This is a genomic window from Bacillus sp. FSL L8-0167, assembly GCF_038630295.1.
Classification (GTDB): domain Bacteria; phylum Bacillota; class Bacilli; order Bacillales; family Bacillaceae; genus Bacillus; species Bacillus safensis.
On the sequence record NZ_CP152027.1, the window covers coordinates 769,234 to 789,993 of the forward strand.

23 protein-coding genes are annotated in these 20,760 nt (G+C 40.4%); 15 read left to right on the forward strand and 8 right to left on the reverse strand.

Annotated features, from left to right (window positions below):
* Positions 1-40 precede the first annotated feature (40 nt).
* From MHB66_RS03785 to MHB66_RS03795, 3 genes are all read left to right on the forward strand, one after another.
* On the forward strand, positions 41-418 hold the full coding sequence (locus MHB66_RS03785; RefSeq protein ID WP_046314262.1) for an OsmC family protein: 378 nt from the start codon (positions 41-43) through the stop codon (positions 416-418).
* 65 nt (positions 419-483) lie between these two features.
* Positions 484-1,551: a calcium/proton exchanger gene (cax, locus tag MHB66_RS03790; protein WP_046314263.1), complete on the forward strand. Its 1,068-nt coding sequence runs from the start codon at positions 484-486 to the stop codon at positions 1,549-1,551.
* Positions 1,552-1,639: 88 nt separating this feature from the next.
* Positions 1,640-2,401, forward strand: coding sequence for a YfkD famly protein (locus MHB66_RS03795; protein ID WP_235362392.1), 762 nt, complete (start codon positions 1,640-1,642; stop codon positions 2,399-2,401).
* 59 nt (positions 2,402-2,460) lie between these two features.
* On the opposite strand, the gene MHB66_RS03800 is transcribed toward MHB66_RS03795, so the two are convergent.
* From MHB66_RS03800 to yfkAB, 5 genes are all read right to left on the reverse strand, one after another.
* Positions 2,461-3,564: a restriction endonuclease gene (locus tag MHB66_RS03800; RefSeq protein WP_052712410.1), complete on the reverse strand. Its 1,104-nt coding sequence runs from the start codon at positions 3,562-3,564 to the stop codon at positions 2,461-2,463.
* A 104-nt stretch (positions 3,565-3,668) separates the two neighbouring features.
* Positions 3,669-4,388 (reverse strand): YebC/PmpR family DNA-binding transcriptional regulator, encoded by a 720-nt coding sequence (locus MHB66_RS03805; RefSeq protein WP_024425262.1) that lies wholly within the window; start codon positions 4,386-4,388, stop codon positions 3,669-3,671.
* A gap of 131 nt (positions 4,389-4,519) precedes the next feature.
* Positions 4,520-4,921, reverse strand: coding sequence for a nuclear transport factor 2 family protein (locus MHB66_RS03810; protein WP_046314267.1), 402 nt, complete (start codon positions 4,919-4,921; stop codon positions 4,520-4,522).
* A 99-nt stretch (positions 4,922-5,020) separates the two neighbouring features.
* Positions 5,021-5,857: a mechanosensitive ion channel domain-containing protein gene (locus MHB66_RS03815; RefSeq protein WP_024425846.1), complete on the reverse strand. Its 837-nt coding sequence runs from the start codon at positions 5,855-5,857 to the stop codon at positions 5,021-5,023.
* Positions 5,858-5,864: 7 nt separating this feature from the next.
* Complete coding sequence (gene yfkAB, locus MHB66_RS03820) at positions 5,865-6,986, reverse strand: radical SAM/CxCxxxxC motif protein YfkAB (protein WP_046314269.1); 1,122 nt, start codon at positions 6,984-6,986, stop codon at positions 5,865-5,867.
* Positions 6,987-7,132: 146 nt separating this feature from the next.
* Between yfkAB and MHB66_RS03825 the strand changes: the two genes are divergently transcribed.
* Both MHB66_RS03825 and pdaA read left to right on the forward strand, forming a co-directional pair.
* The gene (locus tag MHB66_RS03825) at positions 7,133-7,324 is read left to right on the forward strand and encodes an SE1561 family protein (protein ID WP_012009274.1); all 192 of its coding nucleotides are present in this window, start codon (positions 7,133-7,135) and stop codon (positions 7,322-7,324) included.
* Positions 7,325-7,425: 101 nt separating this feature from the next.
* A complete protein-coding gene (pdaA, locus tag MHB66_RS03830; RefSeq protein WP_024425844.1) occupies positions 7,426-8,217 on the forward strand; it encodes a delta-lactam-biosynthetic de-N-acetylase in 792 nt (263 codons plus the stop codon).
* Between the two features lie 97 nt (positions 8,218-8,314).
* Here pdaA and corA read toward each other — a convergent pair whose 3' ends face one another.
* The gene (gene corA, locus MHB66_RS03835; RefSeq protein WP_034283707.1) at positions 8,315-9,274 is read right to left on the reverse strand and encodes a magnesium/cobalt transporter CorA; all 960 of its coding nucleotides are present in this window, start codon (positions 9,272-9,274) and stop codon (positions 8,315-8,317) included.
* 133 nt (positions 9,275-9,407) lie between these two features.
* The gene (locus tag MHB66_RS03840; RefSeq protein WP_024425256.1) at positions 9,408-9,917 is read right to left on the reverse strand and encodes a hypothetical protein; all 510 of its coding nucleotides are present in this window, start codon (positions 9,915-9,917) and stop codon (positions 9,408-9,410) included.
* A 434-nt stretch (positions 9,918-10,351) separates the two neighbouring features.
* Between MHB66_RS03840 and MHB66_RS03845 the strand changes: the two genes are divergently transcribed.
* The 3 genes from MHB66_RS03845 (at position 10,352) to MHB66_RS03855 (ending at position 13,258) form a co-directional block, all read left to right on the forward strand.
* Entirely contained in the window at positions 10,352-11,221 is an 870-nt protein-coding gene (locus MHB66_RS03845; RefSeq protein WP_046314272.1) for a DNA-3-methyladenine glycosylase, read from the forward strand.
* 102 nt (positions 11,222-11,323) lie between these two features.
* Positions 11,324-12,709 carry a 23S rRNA (uracil(1939)-C(5))-methyltransferase RlmD gene (rlmD, locus tag MHB66_RS03850; protein ID WP_046314274.1) on the forward strand — a complete coding sequence of 462 codons (1,386 nt, stop codon included), beginning with the start codon at positions 11,324-11,326 and terminating at the stop codon, positions 12,707-12,709.
* A gap of 135 nt (positions 12,710-12,844) precedes the next feature.
* Complete coding sequence (locus MHB66_RS03855) at positions 12,845-13,258, forward strand: DUF6508 domain-containing protein (protein WP_046314275.1); 414 nt, start codon at positions 12,845-12,847, stop codon at positions 13,256-13,258.
* A 32-nt stretch (positions 13,259-13,290) separates the two neighbouring features.
* Here the strand turns inward: MHB66_RS03855 and MHB66_RS03860 are convergent, their stop codons facing one another.
* Complete coding sequence (locus MHB66_RS03860; RefSeq protein ID WP_046314278.1) at positions 13,291-14,172, reverse strand: LysR family transcriptional regulator; 882 nt, start codon at positions 14,170-14,172, stop codon at positions 13,291-13,293.
* A gap of 111 nt (positions 14,173-14,283) precedes the next feature.
* Here MHB66_RS03860 and MHB66_RS03865 point away from each other — a divergent pair, with 111 nt between their 5' ends.
* The 7 genes from MHB66_RS03865 to MHB66_RS03895 all read left to right on the forward strand — a co-directional run bounded on the left by MHB66_RS03865 (position 14,284) and on the right by MHB66_RS03895 (position 20,735).
* Positions 14,284-14,673 (forward strand): tautomerase family protein, encoded by a 390-nt coding sequence (locus tag MHB66_RS03865; RefSeq protein ID WP_046314280.1) that lies wholly within the window; start codon positions 14,284-14,286, stop codon positions 14,671-14,673.
* 26 nt (positions 14,674-14,699) lie between these two features.
* Positions 14,700-15,023, forward strand: a complete 324-nt coding sequence (locus tag MHB66_RS03870; protein ID WP_046314282.1) for a carboxymuconolactone decarboxylase family protein — start codon at positions 14,700-14,702, stop codon at positions 15,021-15,023.
* 138 nt (positions 15,024-15,161) lie between these two features.
* A complete protein-coding gene (locus MHB66_RS03875) occupies positions 15,162-15,977 on the forward strand; it encodes a MerR family transcriptional regulator (protein WP_046314284.1) in 816 nt (271 codons plus the stop codon).
* A gap of 33 nt (positions 15,978-16,010) precedes the next feature.
* Entirely contained in the window at positions 16,011-17,198 is a 1,188-nt protein-coding gene (locus MHB66_RS03880) for an MFS transporter (RefSeq protein ID WP_046314287.1), read from the forward strand.
* A 250-nt stretch (positions 17,199-17,448) separates the two neighbouring features.
* A complete protein-coding gene (locus tag MHB66_RS03885) occupies positions 17,449-18,633 on the forward strand; it encodes a DUF1835 domain-containing protein (protein ID WP_041116227.1) in 1,185 nt (394 codons plus the stop codon).
* 225 nt (positions 18,634-18,858) lie between these two features.
* Entirely contained in the window at positions 18,859-19,428 is a 570-nt protein-coding gene (locus MHB66_RS03890) for a hypothetical protein (protein WP_034283720.1), read from the forward strand.
* Between the two features lie 23 nt (positions 19,429-19,451).
* Positions 19,452-20,735, forward strand: coding sequence for a hypothetical protein (locus MHB66_RS03895; RefSeq protein ID WP_041116229.1), 1,284 nt, complete (start codon positions 19,452-19,454; stop codon positions 20,733-20,735).
* The last annotated feature ends 25 nt before the right edge of the window (positions 20,736-20,760 follow it).

Here is a 20,760-nt window from a genome sequence, read left to right on the forward strand (position 1 = left end):
AATGGAACCAGAGGGGTTTCAATAGAAAGGTGGAAAAGGAATGAAGCTGACATACGAAAAGGATCATTGGAACGCACTTATTGAGGACAGGCAGCTGCCTATTTCAGGAACAGAAGAACTGGGGTACCGCCCATCTCAATTGCTCACCTCAGCCATTGCAGGCTGCTTTGGAGAAATGCTCATTCATGTATGCCGTAAAAAGCGAATATCCTATGAAGGGATGACGATCACACCTGAAACGACAAGGGCAGGAGCTGTAAACAACATTTCCTGCATTCATTTACATATCTTATTTGAAGACATCAATACATCTGATGAACAAATCGATAAAATGATCACCCTTGCATTGAAGCACTGCTCTATGGTGCAGTCCGTGAAAGAGAGTATTGATATCACCTTCTCACACGCGCGAATCTAAAATGTATACGATGACGGCACTCACGAAAGAATAACAGTCAGACATATGTAAAGGAGAATGGCTGTATGAATCGTTTATTTCTTGTGATTGTCGCAATCGGTGTTCCGCTATCGGTGATTGGCAGTTTTCTTCATTTCCCGCAGGTCATCATGTTTACCGTTTATTGTATCGCCATTATTGGTCTTGCTAGTTTTATGGGAAGAGCCACAGAAAGTCTTGCCATCATTGCGGGACCTAGAATTGGCGGACTTTTAAACGCCACATTCGGAAATGCAGTGGAATTAATCATATCGTTTTTTGCCTTGAAGCAAGGACTGACGGCCATCGTACTTGCTTCATTAACTGGATCAGTCATCGGAAATTTACTGCTTGTGGCGGGGCTGTCTTTTTTTGTTGGCGGATTAAAATATAAGCGCCAAGTGTTCAATGTCCATGATGCAAGGCACAATTCAGGCTTGCTCATGTTTGCCATCATTGTAGCGTTTGTCATTCCAGAAGTGTTTTCGATGGAGATGGCAGAGAATAAGCAGTTTGTTTTAAGCATTGGGATCAGCATTGTGATGATTTTGCTTTATGTCGCGGCGCTCTATTTCAAACTGGTCAGCCACCGCGGAGTCTATGTTGCTAAGCAGGAGAGTATGCAAGGTGAAGCGGAGACGGAAGAAGAAACACCTGAATGGTCTGGAAAGTTTGCCACTGTCATTTTGCTGCTTTCGACGATCGCAGTTGCGTACATTTCAGAGCGCCTTGTTCATACTTTTGATACGGTAGGAGAACAGTTTGGCTGGAGTGAGCTGTTTATCGGTGTCATTATTGTGGCCATCGTCGGCAACGCAGCAGAACATGCCTCAGCTGTCATCATGGCGTATAAAAACAAAATGGATGTAGCAGTGGAAATTGCCTTTGGCTCCACACTTCAGGTTGCTATGATGGTCGCGCCAATCCTAGTCATCAGCTCGCTATTTTTTAATAAGCAGATGCCGCTCATTTTCTCCTTGCCAGAGCTCATTGCGATGGCATCCTCTGTGCTGCTCACGGTCATTTTATCTAATGACGGGGATACAAACTGGTTTGAAGGCGCCACATTACTCGCTGCCTATTTTATTATGGCGATTGGATTTTTCCTTTTATAATCTTTTGTGGATAAGGGACGTCTTTGCGGAAAATACTATGGAAAAATGAATGAGAAAGAGTGATGATATGAAAAAGATGCTCCGCATCATGTTTGTTGTTCTCTTATCCTTAAGTTTTCTATACAGCTTTTCAGCGGAGGCGGCAAAGCCATTTAAAGTGCCATCCTCTGTCGCCAGTATCTCCAAGGAGAATACGTATCCCAACGCGTCACAGGATCAGCCGCTGCTCCAGCCGAGCGAGCTGACGGCTGAATTGTTCAAAACAACAAGTGTATCGATTGAGAATACGCATTTGATTAAAATGCTGAATGAATCCAGCATTTCAGGGACGCCATTAGCTGTTGGATACCGTGCGACCATTTTCCTCGGGAGATGGGCGCTGAGCTACGATTCAAACGAAACGGTCGCCAACTGGGAATACAAAAAAGTGAATACGAACCACATTGATAACAGAGGCGGCAACAAAACAGCCATTGGAAAATACGTTCAAAAGCAGCAAGTGAAAGTAAGCGGCGGCCTCACAGCAAAAGTGCCGAACCCAGAAGATGTAAAAACATTGATGATGCAAAAAGCGATTCAAAAAACAAAGCTGCCCCTCGCTTTTGACACCGTGATTGGTGCAGGAACAAAACGAGATCAGTCATACCACGTCTCTCCGAAAAAAGCAGCATCGCTTCATGCCTATGCACCAGCGATTAACGAAAAAGGTAAGGTCACATACGGAGAAGTGTACCTTGTACTAAAAGGAAATAAACGAAAACTTGTCGTGAAAAACGTGACCTCACAAGGAATCGGCGCTTGGATACCTGTTCAGGATCACTTGACGTTTGGGTTTCAAGGGATGAATTAAACAAACAAAACCTCTTTCATGATGAAAGAGGTTTTGTTTATAAATTGTTAATATTTATTTTACTCCTCATTGAAATAGCTAAAGTCAATTTTTTTTAAAATAAATTTCTCCCTTAAATTAACACCTATATCGTAATCAATCATTAATTTTGCTAATCGTTCACCATCAATTAGGATAATTTTTTTACTTTGTAGTCTATCTGCATAATCAATTGCATTTTTAGTAAAATGAGAAGTAGTTATAAAAACACCTTTTTTTGCGCCCATGTCATCCAGGGCACCTGAAAAGCTTTGAACAAGTTCTCTACCTATAGAATTATCCCATCGTTTTGCTTGTAAATAAATATTATCTAAGCCAAGTTTGTCTTCTTTTATAACACCATCAATACCACCATCGTTAGTTTTACCAGTAATTTTCCCGTCGCCATAACCCATAGCCATAAGTAGTTCAACTATTATATATTCGAGCTTTCTCCAATGTGCTTTTTTAATCTGTTGCAAGAGTGATTGTGCCAGTTCTTTCCTTAACTCACCTGACTTTTCTGACATAATTTCAAATGGATCAATTACTTCTTCAATGTCTTCTAATTCTTCTTCCATTTCTTTTTGATTATCATCTAACAAATCTAAACCCATTGATGTTATTTGGTATGTAGCTTGACTAATTTCTTCTATATAGTTTGAATTTTTAAGACTGTATCTAGCACTACGTATTCTTGTAATAAAAATTGAATCTTTACTGTTTTCGTAGGATCGAGATCTTTGTTCTTCAGTTAAATTAAACAACTTAGTCAATTCATCTGTTATATAACTAGAGGTATAGGGTTTACGATCTTTTATTACGTTAAGAAATGTTATGATAATTTTTTTAGTTGATGGAATATCATTTGTACTAGAACTAAAACTATTAATTAAATCTTTAATATCTGTATCCTTCTTAGGAAAGCCTTTATCAATAAATAATTCTTGCATTTCTTTCATTGAAAATATTTCACTGAGTTGCTTAATTCTTTTTAAAGCGTCCACTGATTGTTGAGTGAAAGAAATTGAATTACCTCGTTTGACACTTGGAATATATTCTTGGAAAAAATTAATCCAACGTCTTCCGCCACTTTCTGACCAGCCTACAGCTTCGGATAACTTCGTTTTCGTTAAATATTCCATTAAGCACCTCGTTGTTTATTTTTATTAAAATTATACATTATTTCCTTTAATTTCTGTTATTTATTTTAAAAAAACAGACCTTTAAAAGGTCTGTCTCAATTTCCTTATTCCCCTAAATCCACATTATGATAAACCTGCTGCACGTCTTCAAGCTCTTCTAATACATCGATCAGCTTTTCAAATTGTGCTTTCGATTCATCGTCTAATGTCACTTCGTTTTGCGGAAGCATTGTGATTTCAGCGACAGTGAATTCTTCTACGCCGGCTTGTTTGAATGCTTCTTGTACTTGATGGAATTGATCTGGTTCAGCGTACACAATCACCGTTTCATCTTCTTCCATGATGTCACGTACATCAACGTCTGCTTCCATTAATAGCTCAAGCGTTTCTTCTTCGCTTTTCCCTTCGACACCGATGACAGCTGTTTCGTCAAACATGTAGGCAACAGAGCCGCTTACGCCCATGTTTCCACCGTTTTTCCCAAATGCTGCTCGAACATCTGAAGCTGTCCGGTTTACGTTATTGGTGAGGGCGTCAACGATCACCATTGATCCGTTTGGACCAAATCCTTCGTAGCGCAGCTCATCGAAGTTCTCTTCCGCACCGCCTTTGGCTTTTTCAATGGCACGGTCCACAATATGTTTTGGGACACTATATGTTTTTGCACGTTCTAGGACAAAACGAAGTGCTTGGTTTGATTCTGGGTTTGGCTCACCTTGTTTGGCAGCCACATAGATTTCACGCCCGAATTTTGCGTAAATACGACTTGTACTGGCATCCTTTGATGCTTTCTTTTCTTTAATGTTGTTCCACTTACGACCCATCTTATTCACTCTCTTTCACTTAGAAAATACACAGTATGAGGGTCCCCATGCTGCATGAAATCATTCTGCTATCTATTATACATGAATCAGTCAAGAGGATAGAAGTCAGAGGGCTGAAGTGAAGAAAATTGTTAGCAAATGTGCCCAAGCGTTTCAAGCATTTCATGTTTTTCGTGAGCCCGAGTCAGCTCGTCACATCGAATGATCCTGCCATCTAATAAGGTGAAAAGAGCTGTGACATCTATTAAACCCCCGTCTCCGCTTGCGAGTTCAACATGTACCGTGTAACGAAAACACGCCTGCTGCGTTTCTTCATCAAATAACACATCATGAAAGGTGGGGATCACAAGCTGTGTTGTCATTTCTTTTAATGTGGATAGATGCTTTTTAAATTCATCAAGCGTGGAAATCTTCCCATCGGTCACTTGCTGATAGTCAGGTGAAAAATAAGTCTCCACCTTTTTTACATCGAACTTGGTTAACACCTCTTGATACATCTCCTTGATGAAAGAAATTGCTTCTGTTTTTGTCATTCCATACATCCTCTCTTTTGTTAACTGATTAACTAAATAACATTATAATTAACTGGTTAACAAAAAACAAATAAAAAAATAACCCCATCATATATGAGGTTATTTTGCAGGCTGGGGATAAGCGAGATCCTCAAGCAATTTGACATCATGCTGATGAAGTTGTTTGATCATTTCTTTTCGCACAGCGAGGGCGGCGTCGAAGTATTTTTCGTCTTCGACCATTCCCTTTACTGTGATTTCAATTCCGCGATTCAGCTTATTCAGACCCATAATTCCATGAACTTGAAAGGGTTCAATGGCGTTTTGAAATTCGTCTTTTTTAAGAAAATCATGATGCATTTGATTTAAATTGTCACATGCTGTTTCAAGTGCTTGAAAGGCGATATCTGGGTTTTGATTCGCGCTAATTAACACAGATTCCGTAATCCGCATGTAGTGCATGTTATAGTTTTGGATTTGACGGATATCCCCGTTAGAAATGGTTAACAGCTTGCCGCTCCATTCTCTAATTTGCAATGAGCGGAGACCAATCTCTTCAATGGTTCCATTAAAGAGGTTATTCACGGTCACATAATCCCCTTTATGAATCTGACGTTCATAGATAAGAAAAACGCCTGCTAGAATATCACGAATCAGCGTCTGGGCGCCAAAACCGATGACGATCCCAGCAACACCAGCACCCGCAAGAATTTTCCCAAAGTCATGAAAGAACAGAGAAATGACATAGAGCACAAAGCAAATCGAAGCGGTGTATTGCGTGACCGATTTGACCAAGCTCTCGATCGTTTTCTTCTTCTTGTCCTCTATAAACTCAGTTCGTTTAAAGAAAATTTGAAGGGCTTTGTTAATCATAAAGACAGCAAGCCAAAGAATGAGTCCAACAAGGAGAATTTCAATGTATTTGTTTTTGACCACTGTCAGAAATGTATCGTCCATCTATCGGTTACCCCCTGGCTGTACGAGAAGTAAAATCAACATCTTGATAATAGCTGTTTTTCACTAAAACATTCGGACCGAGGCACTGCACGCTTGGGCAATGACAATTCAGTTCTTTTGCTAATTTTGTGTCCATCCAGCGTGTATAGGCTGATTGCAATGTATCAGTTGCAATGTTTCCAAGCGGCGGAGTATCGCCAAAGTCTGTCACAATAATATTCCCATCAAAAATATTCACATTCAACCGTGAACGTCCATCAGGGTCATTTCGTACCGTGACATTTTTCTCCTGGCGCAATCGGTTGAGGAGTCGCTGGTCTTCTTCATCTGTGCTGCATGAATAAAATGGCAGGGTGCCAAACAGCATCCATGTGTTTTGATCACGAATATCAAGCAGCTGATGAATCGCATCCCGCATTTGCGGAAGCGTCAATGATTCAAGGGCGCTGGCGAAATCACTTGGGTACATCGGGTGAACTTCGTGGCGCTGGCATTTCATTTCCTCGACGATTTGCCGGTGGATGTGTTCGATATATGGAAGCGTGCGCTTATTCAGCATGGTTTCAGCGGATACGGTCACACCCGCTTTGACAAGTGCCCGGCTATTTTCAATCATGCGGTTAAATAATTTCTCGCGCTGCTCAAAGGTTGGTTTTCGATCCATCATGGCAAAACCGACCGTTGCAAACTCTTCGACAGTGCCCCAGTTATGTGAAATGTGAAGGACATCTAAGTATGGAATAATTTCTTCATATCGCGCCAAATCAAGGGTTAAATTTGAATTGATTTGTGTACGGACACCGCGTTCATGGGCATACTTTAATAAAGGAACGACATATTCCCGTACAGATTTAAGAGAAAGCATCGGCTCTCCGCCTGTAATACTAAGTGAGCGCAGGAGCGGAACTTCATCTAAACGGCGAAGCAGTAAATCTATCGGCAGCGCATTCGGGTCTTTAGGCTGTAAGGTATAGCCGACCGCACAATGCTCACATCTCATGTTACACAGCGTTGTTGTCGTAAATTCAATATTAGTCAGCTTCATTTCTCCGTAATCCTGCACATCGAGATAGGCTTCCCAAGGGTCGTATGCAGGTGTGATCGGACGAAGTGCTGTTTTTTGATTCATGGTATCTATCTCCTTTTCATTCGGGCAAACGTAGACCCGCCAACAATTAATTTTAAGCCTCATCACGGTTATACGCAAGAGGGACACAATTGATTTACAAAGGAAAAAAAGATAAGCTATAAACAAATGCTAAAGGGAGTGTATCGATGGGGAAGGCAGCAGACAGCAAAGAGCAGCAGGTTGATTATTTAAAGAACCGATTAGATATGTTTATGAATGTGATTGATTCATTAGATCCTGAATCAACAGACGTTGAGGATATAGACAGACTGATCCAGATGATTGACGACCTGGAAGCGAAATATGAACGGTTTAAAAATGATTGGAAGGAAGAATAGCTCGCGCGGTGCGGGCTTTTTTCTTTAAATTGGCAGGTGAATCGGTGTATGAGTCTCGGTCTTATTCTGCACAATAGAAGAAAAACCGGGAAGTGACGTAAATGAAAAAATTCATGCTGATCTGTTTATGTGCGCTTTTTGTTTCCATGCCTCTCTCAGAAGCGGAAGCCGTGTCTAATAAGCCCATTAACTGGGGATTTGCGAAAAGTAAAGAGCACAGGCCGCCGGATGCGGGCAAAGAATTGACGGCACTCTTAAAAAAGTATGATGCGTTCTATTTAGGCAACACGAAAAAGAAAGAGATTTATTTTACCTTCGACAATGGCTATGAAAATGGGTACACACCCAAGATCTTAGACGTGCTGAAAAAACATCAAGTACCAGGCACCTTTTTTGTGACAGGTCATTTTGTAAAGGACCAGCCGGGGCTTGTCAAACGTATGGCAGAGGAAGGTCATATCATTGGCAACCATTCTTATCACCATCCTGATTTAACAACAAAGAGTACAAAAGAAATCAAAGAAGAACTGGACCGTGTCAATGAAGATGTGTACAAAATCACAGGAAAACAGGATAACCTCTATCTTCGTCCGCCGCGCGGTGTGTTCAGTGAAAGGGTATTAAAAGAAACAAAACAGCTCGGCTACCAAACCGTTTTCTGGTCAGTGGCGTTTGTGGACTGGCATATCCATCATCAAAAAGGAAAACAGTATGCTTACGATCAAATGATGAAGCAGGCGCACCCAGGTGCCATTTACTTACTTCATACCGTCTCAAGAGACAATGCCGAAGCGCTGGATGATGCCATCACCGCTCTGAAAAAACAAGGATATTCCTTTAAAAGTCTAGACGATCTCATGCTTGAAAAAGTATGGCATCTGCCACAGCTATAGAAAGAAGCCTGCAGAAGACCTGCAGGCTTTTTGATTTTCCCTCTCTGATTTTACGCTGAAACTAAAGAGAGTGATGAGGTGAAAAAAGAGTCAAACACTATTTAAAAATCCTAAACCACCCTTTATGTTTAAACCACAAAAGCATCCCCGAGACGAGGAGACCCATAAAAATCAGCACGCCAAAATAGCCGTATTTCCAATGTAATTCTGGCATGTTGTCAAAGTTCATTCCGTACACCCCTACAATAAAGGTTAGTGGAATAAAAATGGTCGATACAATGGTCAATGTCATCATGATCGCATTCATCCGGTTAGAATTCAGCGTCTGATAGCTGTCTCGCAAATCGGCTGTCATATCACGGTTTGACTCAACGATCTCGGTTAACTTCAAAAGATGATCATAAATATCATTAAAATAAGCATGGCGGTTTGGATCGCTTTTCATCATATTTGTGTTCACAATACGATATAAAAGGTCCCTCATCGGGATAATCGTTCTTCGCAGTTTGAGCAAATCGGATCGAATACCAAATACTTCGTTCATCAGCGTGCCATACGTTTTATGCCCTTCTTCATCCTCAATTTCATTCAGCCTGTCTTCAATTTGATAAATAATAGGGAAATAATCATCAACAAGCTCATCAATCAGCATGTAGGCAATATGCTCAGGTCCGCTGTTTCTCGCTTTATCAGAGCCTTTGAGCTTTCGAATCACACGTTCAACGTACGGCGCTTCTTTCAAATGAAAGGTCACGATATAGTTTTCACCAACAAACAGATCGACTTCCTCAGAACGAAGCGTTTTTTGATTAAGGGCATGCAGCACGAAAAACAAATATCCTTCATAAAAATCAAGCTTGGGCCGCTGTAAATAATGAAAACAATCTTCAATCGCGAGTGGATGGAAATGAAAATATTCCTTTAAAAGCGCTGCTTCCTTTTCCGTTGGCGCATGAAAATCAATCCAATACCAGGCGATATCGGGGCTTGAAAGCTGCTGCAATGTTGCATGTTCAATCAAGTCGCCGTTTTTTGTCACTGCAAGTTTTCTCAGCATGTGCACCCCTCCAGACTTGCATTATATCATGAAGCAGCGCCGGTGAACTTATACGTTTTCTTCATAAAAAAAGCCGATCTCATTTTTGAGATCGGTTCAATGTGCGTGTATGATTGATGGATAAAACCGAGAATTAAGGGCGACGGAAGTTGACGAAACCACCATTACGGTCGAACCAGCCTCTAAATGCCCAGTTGATGTAGCCGCCGTCACCTTTGTTTGTGAAAGATCCATTTTCAAATACCCAGACTCCGTACGTAATACTTCCGTATTTCACAGTAGCAAACGTTTTGACGCCGTTGAAACGAGTCTCATAACCTTGGCTTAAGTTAAATACCATGACATTGTATTTTGCGCCGGCAGCATAGAAAGCAGACTCCATTAATCCTTTGACAAAGCCTTCACGGTTTGTGTTAGCATTTGCAGCATTGATTAATGCATTTGCAATACCAAGTACATCAAAGTTAATATTAACGTTTCCTGCAGTTGTAGATGCCTTACCTTCAGCAGCTTTGTTTAAGACAGTTTGCTGAAGTGTAGTAGAAACAGGTGCTGAAGTTTTTGGCTCAGCAGCGTCAGCGAATACTGGCAGTGTCGAAGAAACAGCAGTGGCAAGGGCAACAGAAAGAATTGTTTTTTTCATTGGTCGGATCTCCTTTGTTTTTAAATTTTGGGTCTTCTTTTTTGTAAAATGTGAAACTAAGTGAAGCCGGTCATCAATGAGGTAAATATGTTCCTGCAAGATAAAACAAATGATTGCCTAATCCGCTAATTTCTTTGTTCACCTCCTTGATATGTCATAATTATACAAATATTTTTTGAATGGAGGATATCACCCAGAGGTTCTATTTCTAATTTAAGGAAAATGAGCCTAAAATGTTGAAGGATGCTGTCGAATTTTAGCTGAATTCGACTAAAAACTTTCATCTATCCAAAAGGAGAATGACCACAAATAAGGAAGATATAACTGATAAATTCTTGTACTCTTTATGTTTAAAAGTATTCAATCTAGAGAATCATTCATGCAAAATGAAACAATCACATCTGCGTATGTTTGCAGAAAGGAAGAGGACATGTATGTGGGAAAAACAGCTTGCGGTAGAGCCGCCGTATCATTTCGATCAAGTGCTTAGACGCTTATCAAGTGATCCATTAAAAGCAGTCGATTTGAGTCAAAGAGAAATCAAAGTGCCGATCAGATTAGAGCAAAAACCGTACGTGGTCATCGTTCAAGCTACTGGAACAAAGGATGCGCCTATGTTCCGGGTGCGATCAAACGGCCCAGAGGAACCCCTTCTTTCTGAGGTGAAACGGATATTTGGCATGGAGCATCAATTACACATGATTCAAGACCATTTTTCTCAAACCAATCTAGCGCCCATTTTTGAGCAGCATATTGGAACGCCGCTCATGCTGGATTTTCATTTATATCATTGTTTAATGAAATGCATCATTCATCAGCAGCTTAATCTTTCGTTTGCTTACGAGCTCACGAAACGATTTGTCCATACGTACGGCGAGCAAATAGAAGGTGTATGGTTTGATCCTTTACCAGAAACCATTGCCTCTCTTGAAACAGATGATTTGAGAAAGCTTCAATTTAGTCAGCGAAAAGCAGAATATGTCATCGATGTATCGAAACGAATTGTGAGCGGCTCACTTTGTTTAGAGGAATTACACGATTTATCTGATCTGGAGGTGGAAGAGCGATTGCTTCCGATTAGAGGGATCGGCCCTTGGACGGTTCAAAATGTGCTCATGAATGGGCTTGGAAGACCAAATCTTTTTCCGGTGGCAGATATCGGCATTCAAAACGCAATGAAACGTCATTTTAACCTGCCTGAAAAACCGACAAAAGATGAAATGGCAGCGCTAAGCAAGGAATGGACCCCATATTTAAGCTACGCTTCTTTATATTTATGGAGAAGCATTGAGACAGATAAATAACGGAAAGGAATTTTCTCTCTTTGTCTAAGACGTGATATACTAATGAGATGGAATAAAATGAAGACAACCTATTAAGGGTTCAAATAGAACGGAGAGAATAAAGTGAAAGAAAAACAGCAAGGTGCCCTTTTGCAAAAGGGACAGCAGTTCCCGCTTACCATTAAACGCCTTGGCATTAATGGTGAAGGGGTCGGTTATTTTAAAAAGCAAGTGGTCTTTGTCCCAGGCGCGCTTCCGGGTGAGGAAGTGGTGGTTGAAGCAACGAATGTCCAAGCAAAATATGCAGAAGGCACAGTCAGAAAAGTGCGAAAGCGCTCCGAGCATCGAGTCAAACCGCCATGCCCAGTATACGAACAGTGCGGCGGCTGTCAGCTGCAGCATCTGGCGTATGAGCAGCAGCTAAATGAAAAGCGTGATATTGTCATTCAATCAATGGAGCGCCATACAAAGCTAGCGGTTGAAAAGCTTGATATTCGGCCAACGATCGGCATGGAAGATCCGTGGCATTACCGAAACAAAAGTCAGTTCCAAGTAGGACGTTCTCACAGCGGAGACATCATTGCAGGACTTTACGGACTGAATTCTCATAAGCTTGTACCGATCAAGGAATGTATCGTGCAGCATCCAAAAACGAACAAAACAACAGGCGTTGTCCGCAAAATTTTAGAGAAGTTCGGCGTATCTGTCTACAATGAACGGACAAGAAAAGGCGACGTACGCTCGATTGTCGTGCGTGTCGGTTTTGAAACAGGGGAAGTACAAGTCGTTCTTGTCACATCAAAACCTGAATTTCCAAAGAAAAAAGAAATCGCAGAAGCCATTCAAAAACGTCTGCCTGAAGTGACGTCCATTATGCACAATATCAATGGAGAAAAAACATCAGTCATCTTCGGCCATAAAACATCTCACCTAGCTGGCAATATGGTCATTCAAGAATTTTTAGGAGACGTCTCCTTTGAATTGAGTGCTCGTGCTTTCTTCCAATTGAATCCAAAGCAGACGCTAAAGCTTTACGATGAAGCGAAAAAAGCGGCCAAACTGACTGGAAAAGAAAAGGTTGTCGATGCGTATTGCGGTGTTGGGACCATTGGGATGTGGCTCTCAGATGGCGCCAAAGAAGTACGAGGAATGGATGTCATCAAAGAATCGATTGATGATGCCAAGAAAAATGCCAAAAAACACGGCATGAAAAACGCGACCTATGTAACAGGAACAGCTGAACATTGGCTGCCAAAATGGGTCAAAGAAGGCTTCCGTCCTGACGTCATCGTCGTCGACCCGCCAAGAACAGGCTGTGAGCGCACCTTCTTAGACACCGTCAAACAAGTCAAACCAAAACGCTTTGTCTACGTCTCTTGCAACCCATCCACACTAGCAAAAGACCTTGAATACATGTCAAAAGACTATAAGATCGAATACATGCAGCCAGTTGATATGTTTCCGCATACGGCTCATGTGGAGACCGTTGTATCAATGGCTAGAGTGTAAAAAAGTGAAGTAAATAAAACTGTCCGTGATTTGAATACTGGTGTCTAGCTGGTAGGATGATCACGGATTTTTTTTTATACTGTTCCATAGGTGTCGATCAGAGTAAACCATATGAATGAATAGAGGAGGATAACGATGAGTCAATTCGAGAGTCTAACAAAATACATACCGATGCTTCAGGAGGATCGTATAGGAGAATGGGTGATCGACCAAGAAAATGATGGAACAGCTGAACGCCCAATCCAGATGCCTTTTGTCCATTATTCCGAAACGATCCGTCACTTTATCGAAGATGTCTATATCTTTGCGGAACAACATCAAGAGCTGGAGCTTATCCGCTACAGAGAAATCCTCAAAGAAAATGGCATTGAAGGTGGACCGAATGATTTGGAGAATGTGGACATTTCAAATTTAAATGTGCAGTGTGTACTTGCACTCATCATGGGAGTGGTGAGAGCTGAGCGGTTTTGCGATGGTGCCGTATTCAATTCTTTTAAAAGTGGAACCATCTTAAAATGGCTTGAAAGATTGAAAAACCTAGATGTATGAAATCTAGGTTTTTTATTTCTGAAACGAGATTACTAGAATGTGAATTGCTCTGCTTCTTGACGAAATAAATCAAGCAGCAGCTGCTTGGTCTTTTCCAGAGATAGATGGGGTTCCTTATGAGTTAAGATTCCTATCGGGATAAAAGGGTCCTCCATTTCAATTGGAACTTTCACAAATTCGTCTGACAATAGAGTAGAAGAAAGGACAACTCCGACAGAGGGGAATTTCTTTAGAAATGATGGAATCGCTGAAATCTGGCTGATGGTGTAAGTGAACGGCTCGACATTTATTCTTGAGAGTTCCTTTTGTAATTTTATGTGATAAAAACAACTTTCCCCGCCAATAATCAAAGGCTGTTCATAAAGATCCTTGATCAATGAAATCGGTCCAACTTGATCTGCCTGCTGTTTTGCGATAATAAAAGACATTTCCTCCTTGTACAACTCCTCAAACGGAAGTGTATTCATCACTGGTTCCCCTGAAATGGCAAAATCGAGCTCTCCCTTGAGCAGAAGCTTGTGAAGAAAGTCTGTATTACCAATGATAAAGTGGCATGTGATATTCGGTTTTTGCCTCCTGAATGTTTGAAGGACGGAAGGAAGAATAGTGGCAGCAATTGGTTCTATGACGCCTATATTCAAGGTTCCGATTTCTTCTTTTTGGAGTTTTTGTGATTGCTCTAATACAAAATGCCAATGGAGTATCAGCTGATCAATCTCTTTGGCAAACAATTGTCCTGAAGGGGTTAATTCAGCCTCCCATCCTCTTACAAACAATTGAAATCCTAACTCCTGTTCTAATCGTTTGATCTGATTCGTTATGGTCGACTGTGCATAATTCAATTTTTGAGCGGCTTTTGAGAATGTCCCTTCCTGAATGATGGCTTGAAATGCTTTTAACTCTTTTAAGTCCATTTCTAATAATCTCCATTCGATATATGAATACAATTTTATATATTATTCAATTATATAAAACGAGTATTGGGATGTAAAATGAATGTAGACAGAAAAAAGGAGATGACATTCATGCCATTTGTAAAAGTCAGCTATATGGAAAATGCGTACGATACTGAAAGCTTAGCTTCTGTTAGCCAAACGATCATGAAGGCTCTGGTGAAAGAATTTCAAGTTCCTAAAAAAGACTACTTTCAGGTATTCAGTTCACATAAGAAAGAAGAATTTTTTTATGATCCCCATTATCTTCTTCGTCATGAAAGAGATCATCGTCTTTTATATATCCAAATTACATGTGGTGCGGGTAGAACCGAGGAACAGAAGCAGTCTTTATATATGGAAGTAGCTGACCAGTTATATTGCCAGCTTCATATCCCGAAAGAAAATGTATTCATAATGCTGAATGAGACAAGCTTGGAGAATTGGTCCTTTGGAGAAGGACTTGCTCAGATGATCAAGTAACAGAACGAATGAAAGGGGAAATAGTTATGCATCAACCAATCAAGTCAACTGTGAATTTAACCCTCGGAGATTTTGCTCCAGCATTTGTTGAGTACTCCGAAAAAGTTCTCTTTGGGGATTTGTGGCGAAGAGAGGAACTTTCGCTAAGAGATCGAAGTATGATTACAGTCTCAGCCTTAGTAAGTGCGGGCAGCCTGAATCAGCTGGAATATCATTTACATCTCGCCAAAGAAAATGGTGTCACGAAGAACGAATTGATTGAAGCAATCACCCATCTTAGTTTTTATATCGGATGGCCTAAAGCAGCTTCAGCACTAGAAGCGGCTAAACATATTTTGGAGGACGAATAAAATTCATCAAACAACGAGCCCTATTTGAAATAGGGCTTTTTATATGCGATAAATTGTATTTTAAAATCTCCTGTTGACTTTCCCCTTTACTGAAAGGTTTATACTTTGATCAGATCAACAAAACGGAGGAGATGCAGGATGTTCAAAATCGGTGATTTTTCTATGTTAAGTAAAGTCCCTGTCAAAACCTTAAGGTATTATGACCAAATAGATTTATTAAAGCCTAAGCAGATCGATCAAGATTCTGGATACCGGTATTATTCAGCTGAGCAGCTGCTTGAGGTCAATCGAATTTTTCTGTACAAGGAATTAGGTTTTACGTTAAAGCAAATGGGACAGCTTCTTCGTGAAGATATTTCTGTCGAGCAGATTCAGGGCATGTTTCTCTTGAAAGAGAGTGAGATTCAGCAATTGATCGAGAGAGAACAACAGAAATTAGCGCGTATTAAGGAGCGGATGCACCTCATCAAACGAGAGGGGTGTGTTGAAAAAGCGCAGGAGGTTATCATCAAATCGGTTGAAAGCAAACGCATCATGTCTTTTCAATCCAACGGAACTGTTGACGAAATTCCAACATTCTTTCAAACGTTTCATCATTTGTTACATAAACATCCGCAAGAATTGAACTCTGAGCCGCAAATCGTGCTGTGGAGGGAATCAATTGCTCAAGAAAGTGAGTTCGAATTTGAGGTGGGGTATTCCGCGAAAGCGATAAGAGGCTCTCTGCCTAAATGCATCACGATGCGTACGTTACCGGCTGAAGAAACCATGGCGACGCTCTTATTTCATTCAGATTCTCCATTTGCACAAACTGCTTGTGTTGACCTGGCGACATGGATCGAACATAACGGATACCGCGTGAAAGAAGATCAGCCGGGCCGAGAGATTTATTACCCGTTGGCTGAAAATGAAGAAGGAAGACTCATTGAAATTCAAATTCCCATTCAAGTATAAATCGTCTACATTGCCCAAAGGAGAAAAGCGACTATGAAAAATAAAGCCGTTGTGTATTTACTTGCTTTAGCAGCCTTTTTAATTGGAACGATCGAATATATCATTACAGGAATTATTCAAATGGTCGCAGATGATTTACAGGTCACGACATCTGCTGCTGGTTTATTGGTCACATCATTAGCGCTCTCAGCAGCAATCGGCGCGCCGATTGTCATTGCACTGACCATCAATATCGACCGCAGAAAAATATTATCATGGATGCTGATCATTTTTACTTTAAGTAATATCATCACAAGTGTCAGCCATTCGTTTGAAATGGTGCTGATGACTAGGGTTTTACAAGGAATTAGTGGGGGGACGGCCATTGTGGTGGCAATGGCTGTGGCTACTCGCCTTGTCGAACGAGAAAAAAGAGGAACAGTGATTGGCATCATTTTAATGGGATTAAGCAGCTCCTTAGTTTTAGGTGTTCCAATCGGGACATTTCTAAGCAGCTTGATTGGATGGAAAGCATTATTCGCAGCTATTGGATTGATCACGCTCATTCCGCTGATTGTTGTGTATAGGCGCATCCCTTCTATGAAAGAACAAGAACCGGTGACGCTAGGTATGCAATTATCGATATTAAAAGATAAGAGAATTTTGCTGGCAGTGGCAGTTACACTCTTTTATGTAGGCGGATATTCCACTTTATTTACCTATTTAACGCCCTTCCTGCAAGAATCAGCAAACCTTAGCATAACAGAAATCAGCGGCATTTTATTACTAGCGGGAATATGCAGCTTTTTGGGCTCCAGTCTTGGAGGGGTTGCAGCAGATAAAAAAGGCCCAACATTCACGATTTTCTCCGGAATTATTCTACAAATCATCATGCTTATGCTGCTGGCATTTGTGTCAGGGAATCTCGTGGTCATGGTGGCGGTGATCATGATATGGATGATTGCTACATGGAGCACATCTCCAGCTCAGCAGCTGTATCTCGTCACACTTGTACCCAAATCTCCTGATATCGCATTAAGTGTCAATACATCGTTTATTCAATTCGGATTTGCTTTAGGCTCGGGGTTAGGAGGGCTTGTATTGAGCAGGACATCTATATTGCACCTAAGCTGGATCAGCGCTGGAACGGTTCTTCTCGCTTTACTCATGACCATCTTGATGGTGGCGTTTGACAGAATCTCTCAGCAGAAGAGTTTGAAGGTGATGGAGCAAGGTAGATAACATGATCGATTCACTAGTGAACATACAAATTTAGTATTGTATTGTGGGAATTACTTATTTCGGGTAGTTCCTTGGCCCATTTCGTGGGCTTTTTTTATAAAAATTCTTATCTCTGCAGTTCTGCTTTATTACTTCTGTAAATACCTGATCTCCTTGTCATACTTTTGAATGAAATTGACTCAATAGAATTGACGTAAGAACCATGAATAGGTGAAGATGAAATAAACTGTAAGATAAAGGGAGACGGATGATGATACATATCATATTTGGGGCGGCAGCTGCCGGTAGTTTAAAACAAGCAGTACGTGAAATGAAGCAAGATCAAATAGATGATATCATCGCTTTTGATGATATTTATTCGATTGGACCACTTCTACATTTACACGAACATAAAGGACAAGCGAACCGTATAGAATGGCTGCGTAATGTGATGTCAAATGAATTTGGCTATTTTGATGACTTGGTCAACGATCAGCATAAAATGCTTCAACAAATAAAGGAGATAAAAGCAGGCAGTCGTATTCTCATCTGGACAGGCAGTAATGCCCATGAGCAAATTGGCTTGCGATATGCCGTCTATTTATTAAAAGAAAAAAGGGTTGAATTGTCTGTAATCAATATAACGATAGCATTTGATCAGCTGTTCAATACAAATACAAGAAGAATGGATATTCGACATTCCGGAGAAATTGCATCTGAAAAATTTAAAATTTTGTACGAGAGTAAAGAGCATATTCACACAGTGACAAAAGAAGAAAGAGAAAGATTACAAAACGAATGGCTTTCATTTGCTAAAGAAAATCATACGCTGCGGATATGGCAAAAAGGACAAACGATCAGCGTACCAGAAGATGAATTTGATGCTTATTTAGTGAAAATGGCTAAGCGGCTTCATCAGTCCGCGCCAGAAGAGGAGTACATCGTAACTCCACGCCTGATAGGGGAAGTCATTGGTCATTTAGATCAGTATATCGGGGATGATTTTATTGAGTATCGACTTAAGATATTAATTGATCAGGGGATTTTTGACATGAAAGGAAAACGAACTTCCATGCGTTATTACTCGATTAAACTGACAGAGTTCGGTCAGAATTTCAAAAAATGGGTATGCTGTCGAGAGTTTGTAGATCATCCTTTTGTGAAAATTGAAGGAGATTACGGTAGTGAACCCTTTCATTGCGGGCATTGTCAATGTCATTTAGAAAGAGATGATGTACCAGTAAGCGATACCCTTTTCTCAAAGATTTGGAATTGGAATGTACAGTATGGTCGCTGGTTTGACGAAGAAACCGATGATTTGCTGCCAAATGGCGTAGACATGGAAAGGAAGTTCAATCAAGAAGGAGAGCGTATCACGAAAGAAGTGAAACGTGAATTATCTCCTGCGTATCAAATTGAATACAGCCCAAGTGAAATGACGAGATATTTTATTTAAAACAATAGAATTAATTAAGTAAATGTAGGTTTTCTAAGAATTAGACATTCGTTGAACTGATGGAAATGAATGTTTAATTCTTATTTTTTATTTATGAAAGAATTTAAGATCCGCAGAAAAACGGAATCTGCAATGGAAAGGGAAAATATTGAAACATTTTTTCGGTAAAATCGTAATAAAGATAGAGCGTTCAACAGAAACATTTAAAACGGAGAGGAGTATTACATGGAACAAGCTGCACTGAAAAAAATGAGGACGAAACAAGTAGTTACCTCTAATTTGCTATTTGGCATGATGATCTTGATTTTTTTTGTTTTGATTCAAAAAGTTGAGATTCAATTTACATATTTCTTTCTTTGTTTAGGAATCTTCATGCTCCTTCAAGGCATTTACGGCTTGATCAAAAAAGGATCAACAAAGTCTATCATTCCCATATTTGAGCAGGTAGCCATTTATGAAAAAGAGAAATTGGGAAAAGAGTGGGAGAAAGAACAAAGAGTGGAAAATATTTGGAAATTGATATTGAGCGGACTAATGTTCTTCCAGTCATTTAGTTTTCAAACGATGCAAGATCCATTTTTTCATATAGAACCTAAGTTTCTCATTTTCTTATTTGTTATGGCTCTAGCCATTATCAATATAAGCATGCTCTTTCGCTTTAGAAAAATCGACCGATCGACGGAAGCGCATGGATTAAAAGGCTTTACAAAGGAATCAAACATGATGGCAATGGCTTTAGGATTATTATCAGTGATTGTCATATTCGGATTTATCGTCATCTTTTTTCTTCCATAAAACAGAATGTTGAGGTGAAACAAATGAATGCAAACATTCAACAACTGATCGATCAGACAAAGGCGAAATTTGGTTTAGATCTTTACTATTTAAAAAGACACAGTTTTCATCGCTACGTCAATATGTTCAATGAAACGGTTTATACATTGAATATGGAATGGTTTCCCTCTCATGAAGCTGAACCCGAGGACGATGATCTAAACCCGGACGGCACAGCTGTGATTGACGTGAACTTAAATACAGGCCAAGCTGAATCGGTTATTTTTGTCATGGACAAAACCTTCGCGAAGAATGGTGTCACGTTTAAGAGACCTTATCCAGCTTATGTCATTCAATGGATCGAACAAGAAACAGGATTGGTCTATGGTGAGCATTTTCACATGCATCAAAAGGAGAAAGGGGAACTTTTTTTCGAAGAAGCAATAGATGGTGTGAAAGTGACGCCTTCAGGCAGAATCGAAGTGAAATGGGATGAACATGGGCAGCTCATTCACTATATACATCGAGGGCCATTTATGGCAAAAAAACGACTAAAAACTGAAGAATATGTGCTTTCCATTGATAGGATCGAGGATTTAGCCCAGCAGCAAGTGCAGCGGTTTGATTGGCCATTCTTCGAGCAGAATCGAATCCGCCCTATATATGCGTTAGAAGAAATTTATGTCAAGAACGATGGAACAGGAACGATACCGTTTGAAATTGGACGTGAAGAAACACATTGTATACACATGAATCAGGTGATGGAGTGGAATGAACCGTTAAACAAAGGCTTTGAAAAAAAGGAAATCGATATAAACGAGGACATTACTGCTGAACAAGCCTTGTCACTGGAGCCTTCACCAGATACCTTCCCAATCTCAAAAGAAGAGCAAGCTGCGTGTATCAAAGCGGTTCGAACCTTTTTGGCACAAAAATATTCAAAGGATACAGGGAAGTGGGTGCTAAAAACACTCCACCGTGATCATGGCTACATCCAAGCGATATTAAAAACGAATGAGCAAGAAGGCTGTGGTTTTATGGATAAGATCAAGGTCTTCATTGATGCCAGCACTTTTGAAGTCATTAATTACATAGATAAAAAAGAGATGTTTCAAGTATGCGGGATACTCAATCCATCTCAAACAGTTAGTGAAATCACCATATCTCCGAAAGAAGCCTTTGAAACATTGAGAGAGCGCCTCGAACTTACACCCATCTACGTCTATGACGATGTGCAAAAACAATATGTTTTATGCGGAAAGCTCGACTGTCATGAAGGCGTTGATGCAGTGAGCGGTGAAGTGTTCTCTTTGACAGACCTTTCATAACTTCTAAAAGAACAGTGAGCAGCTG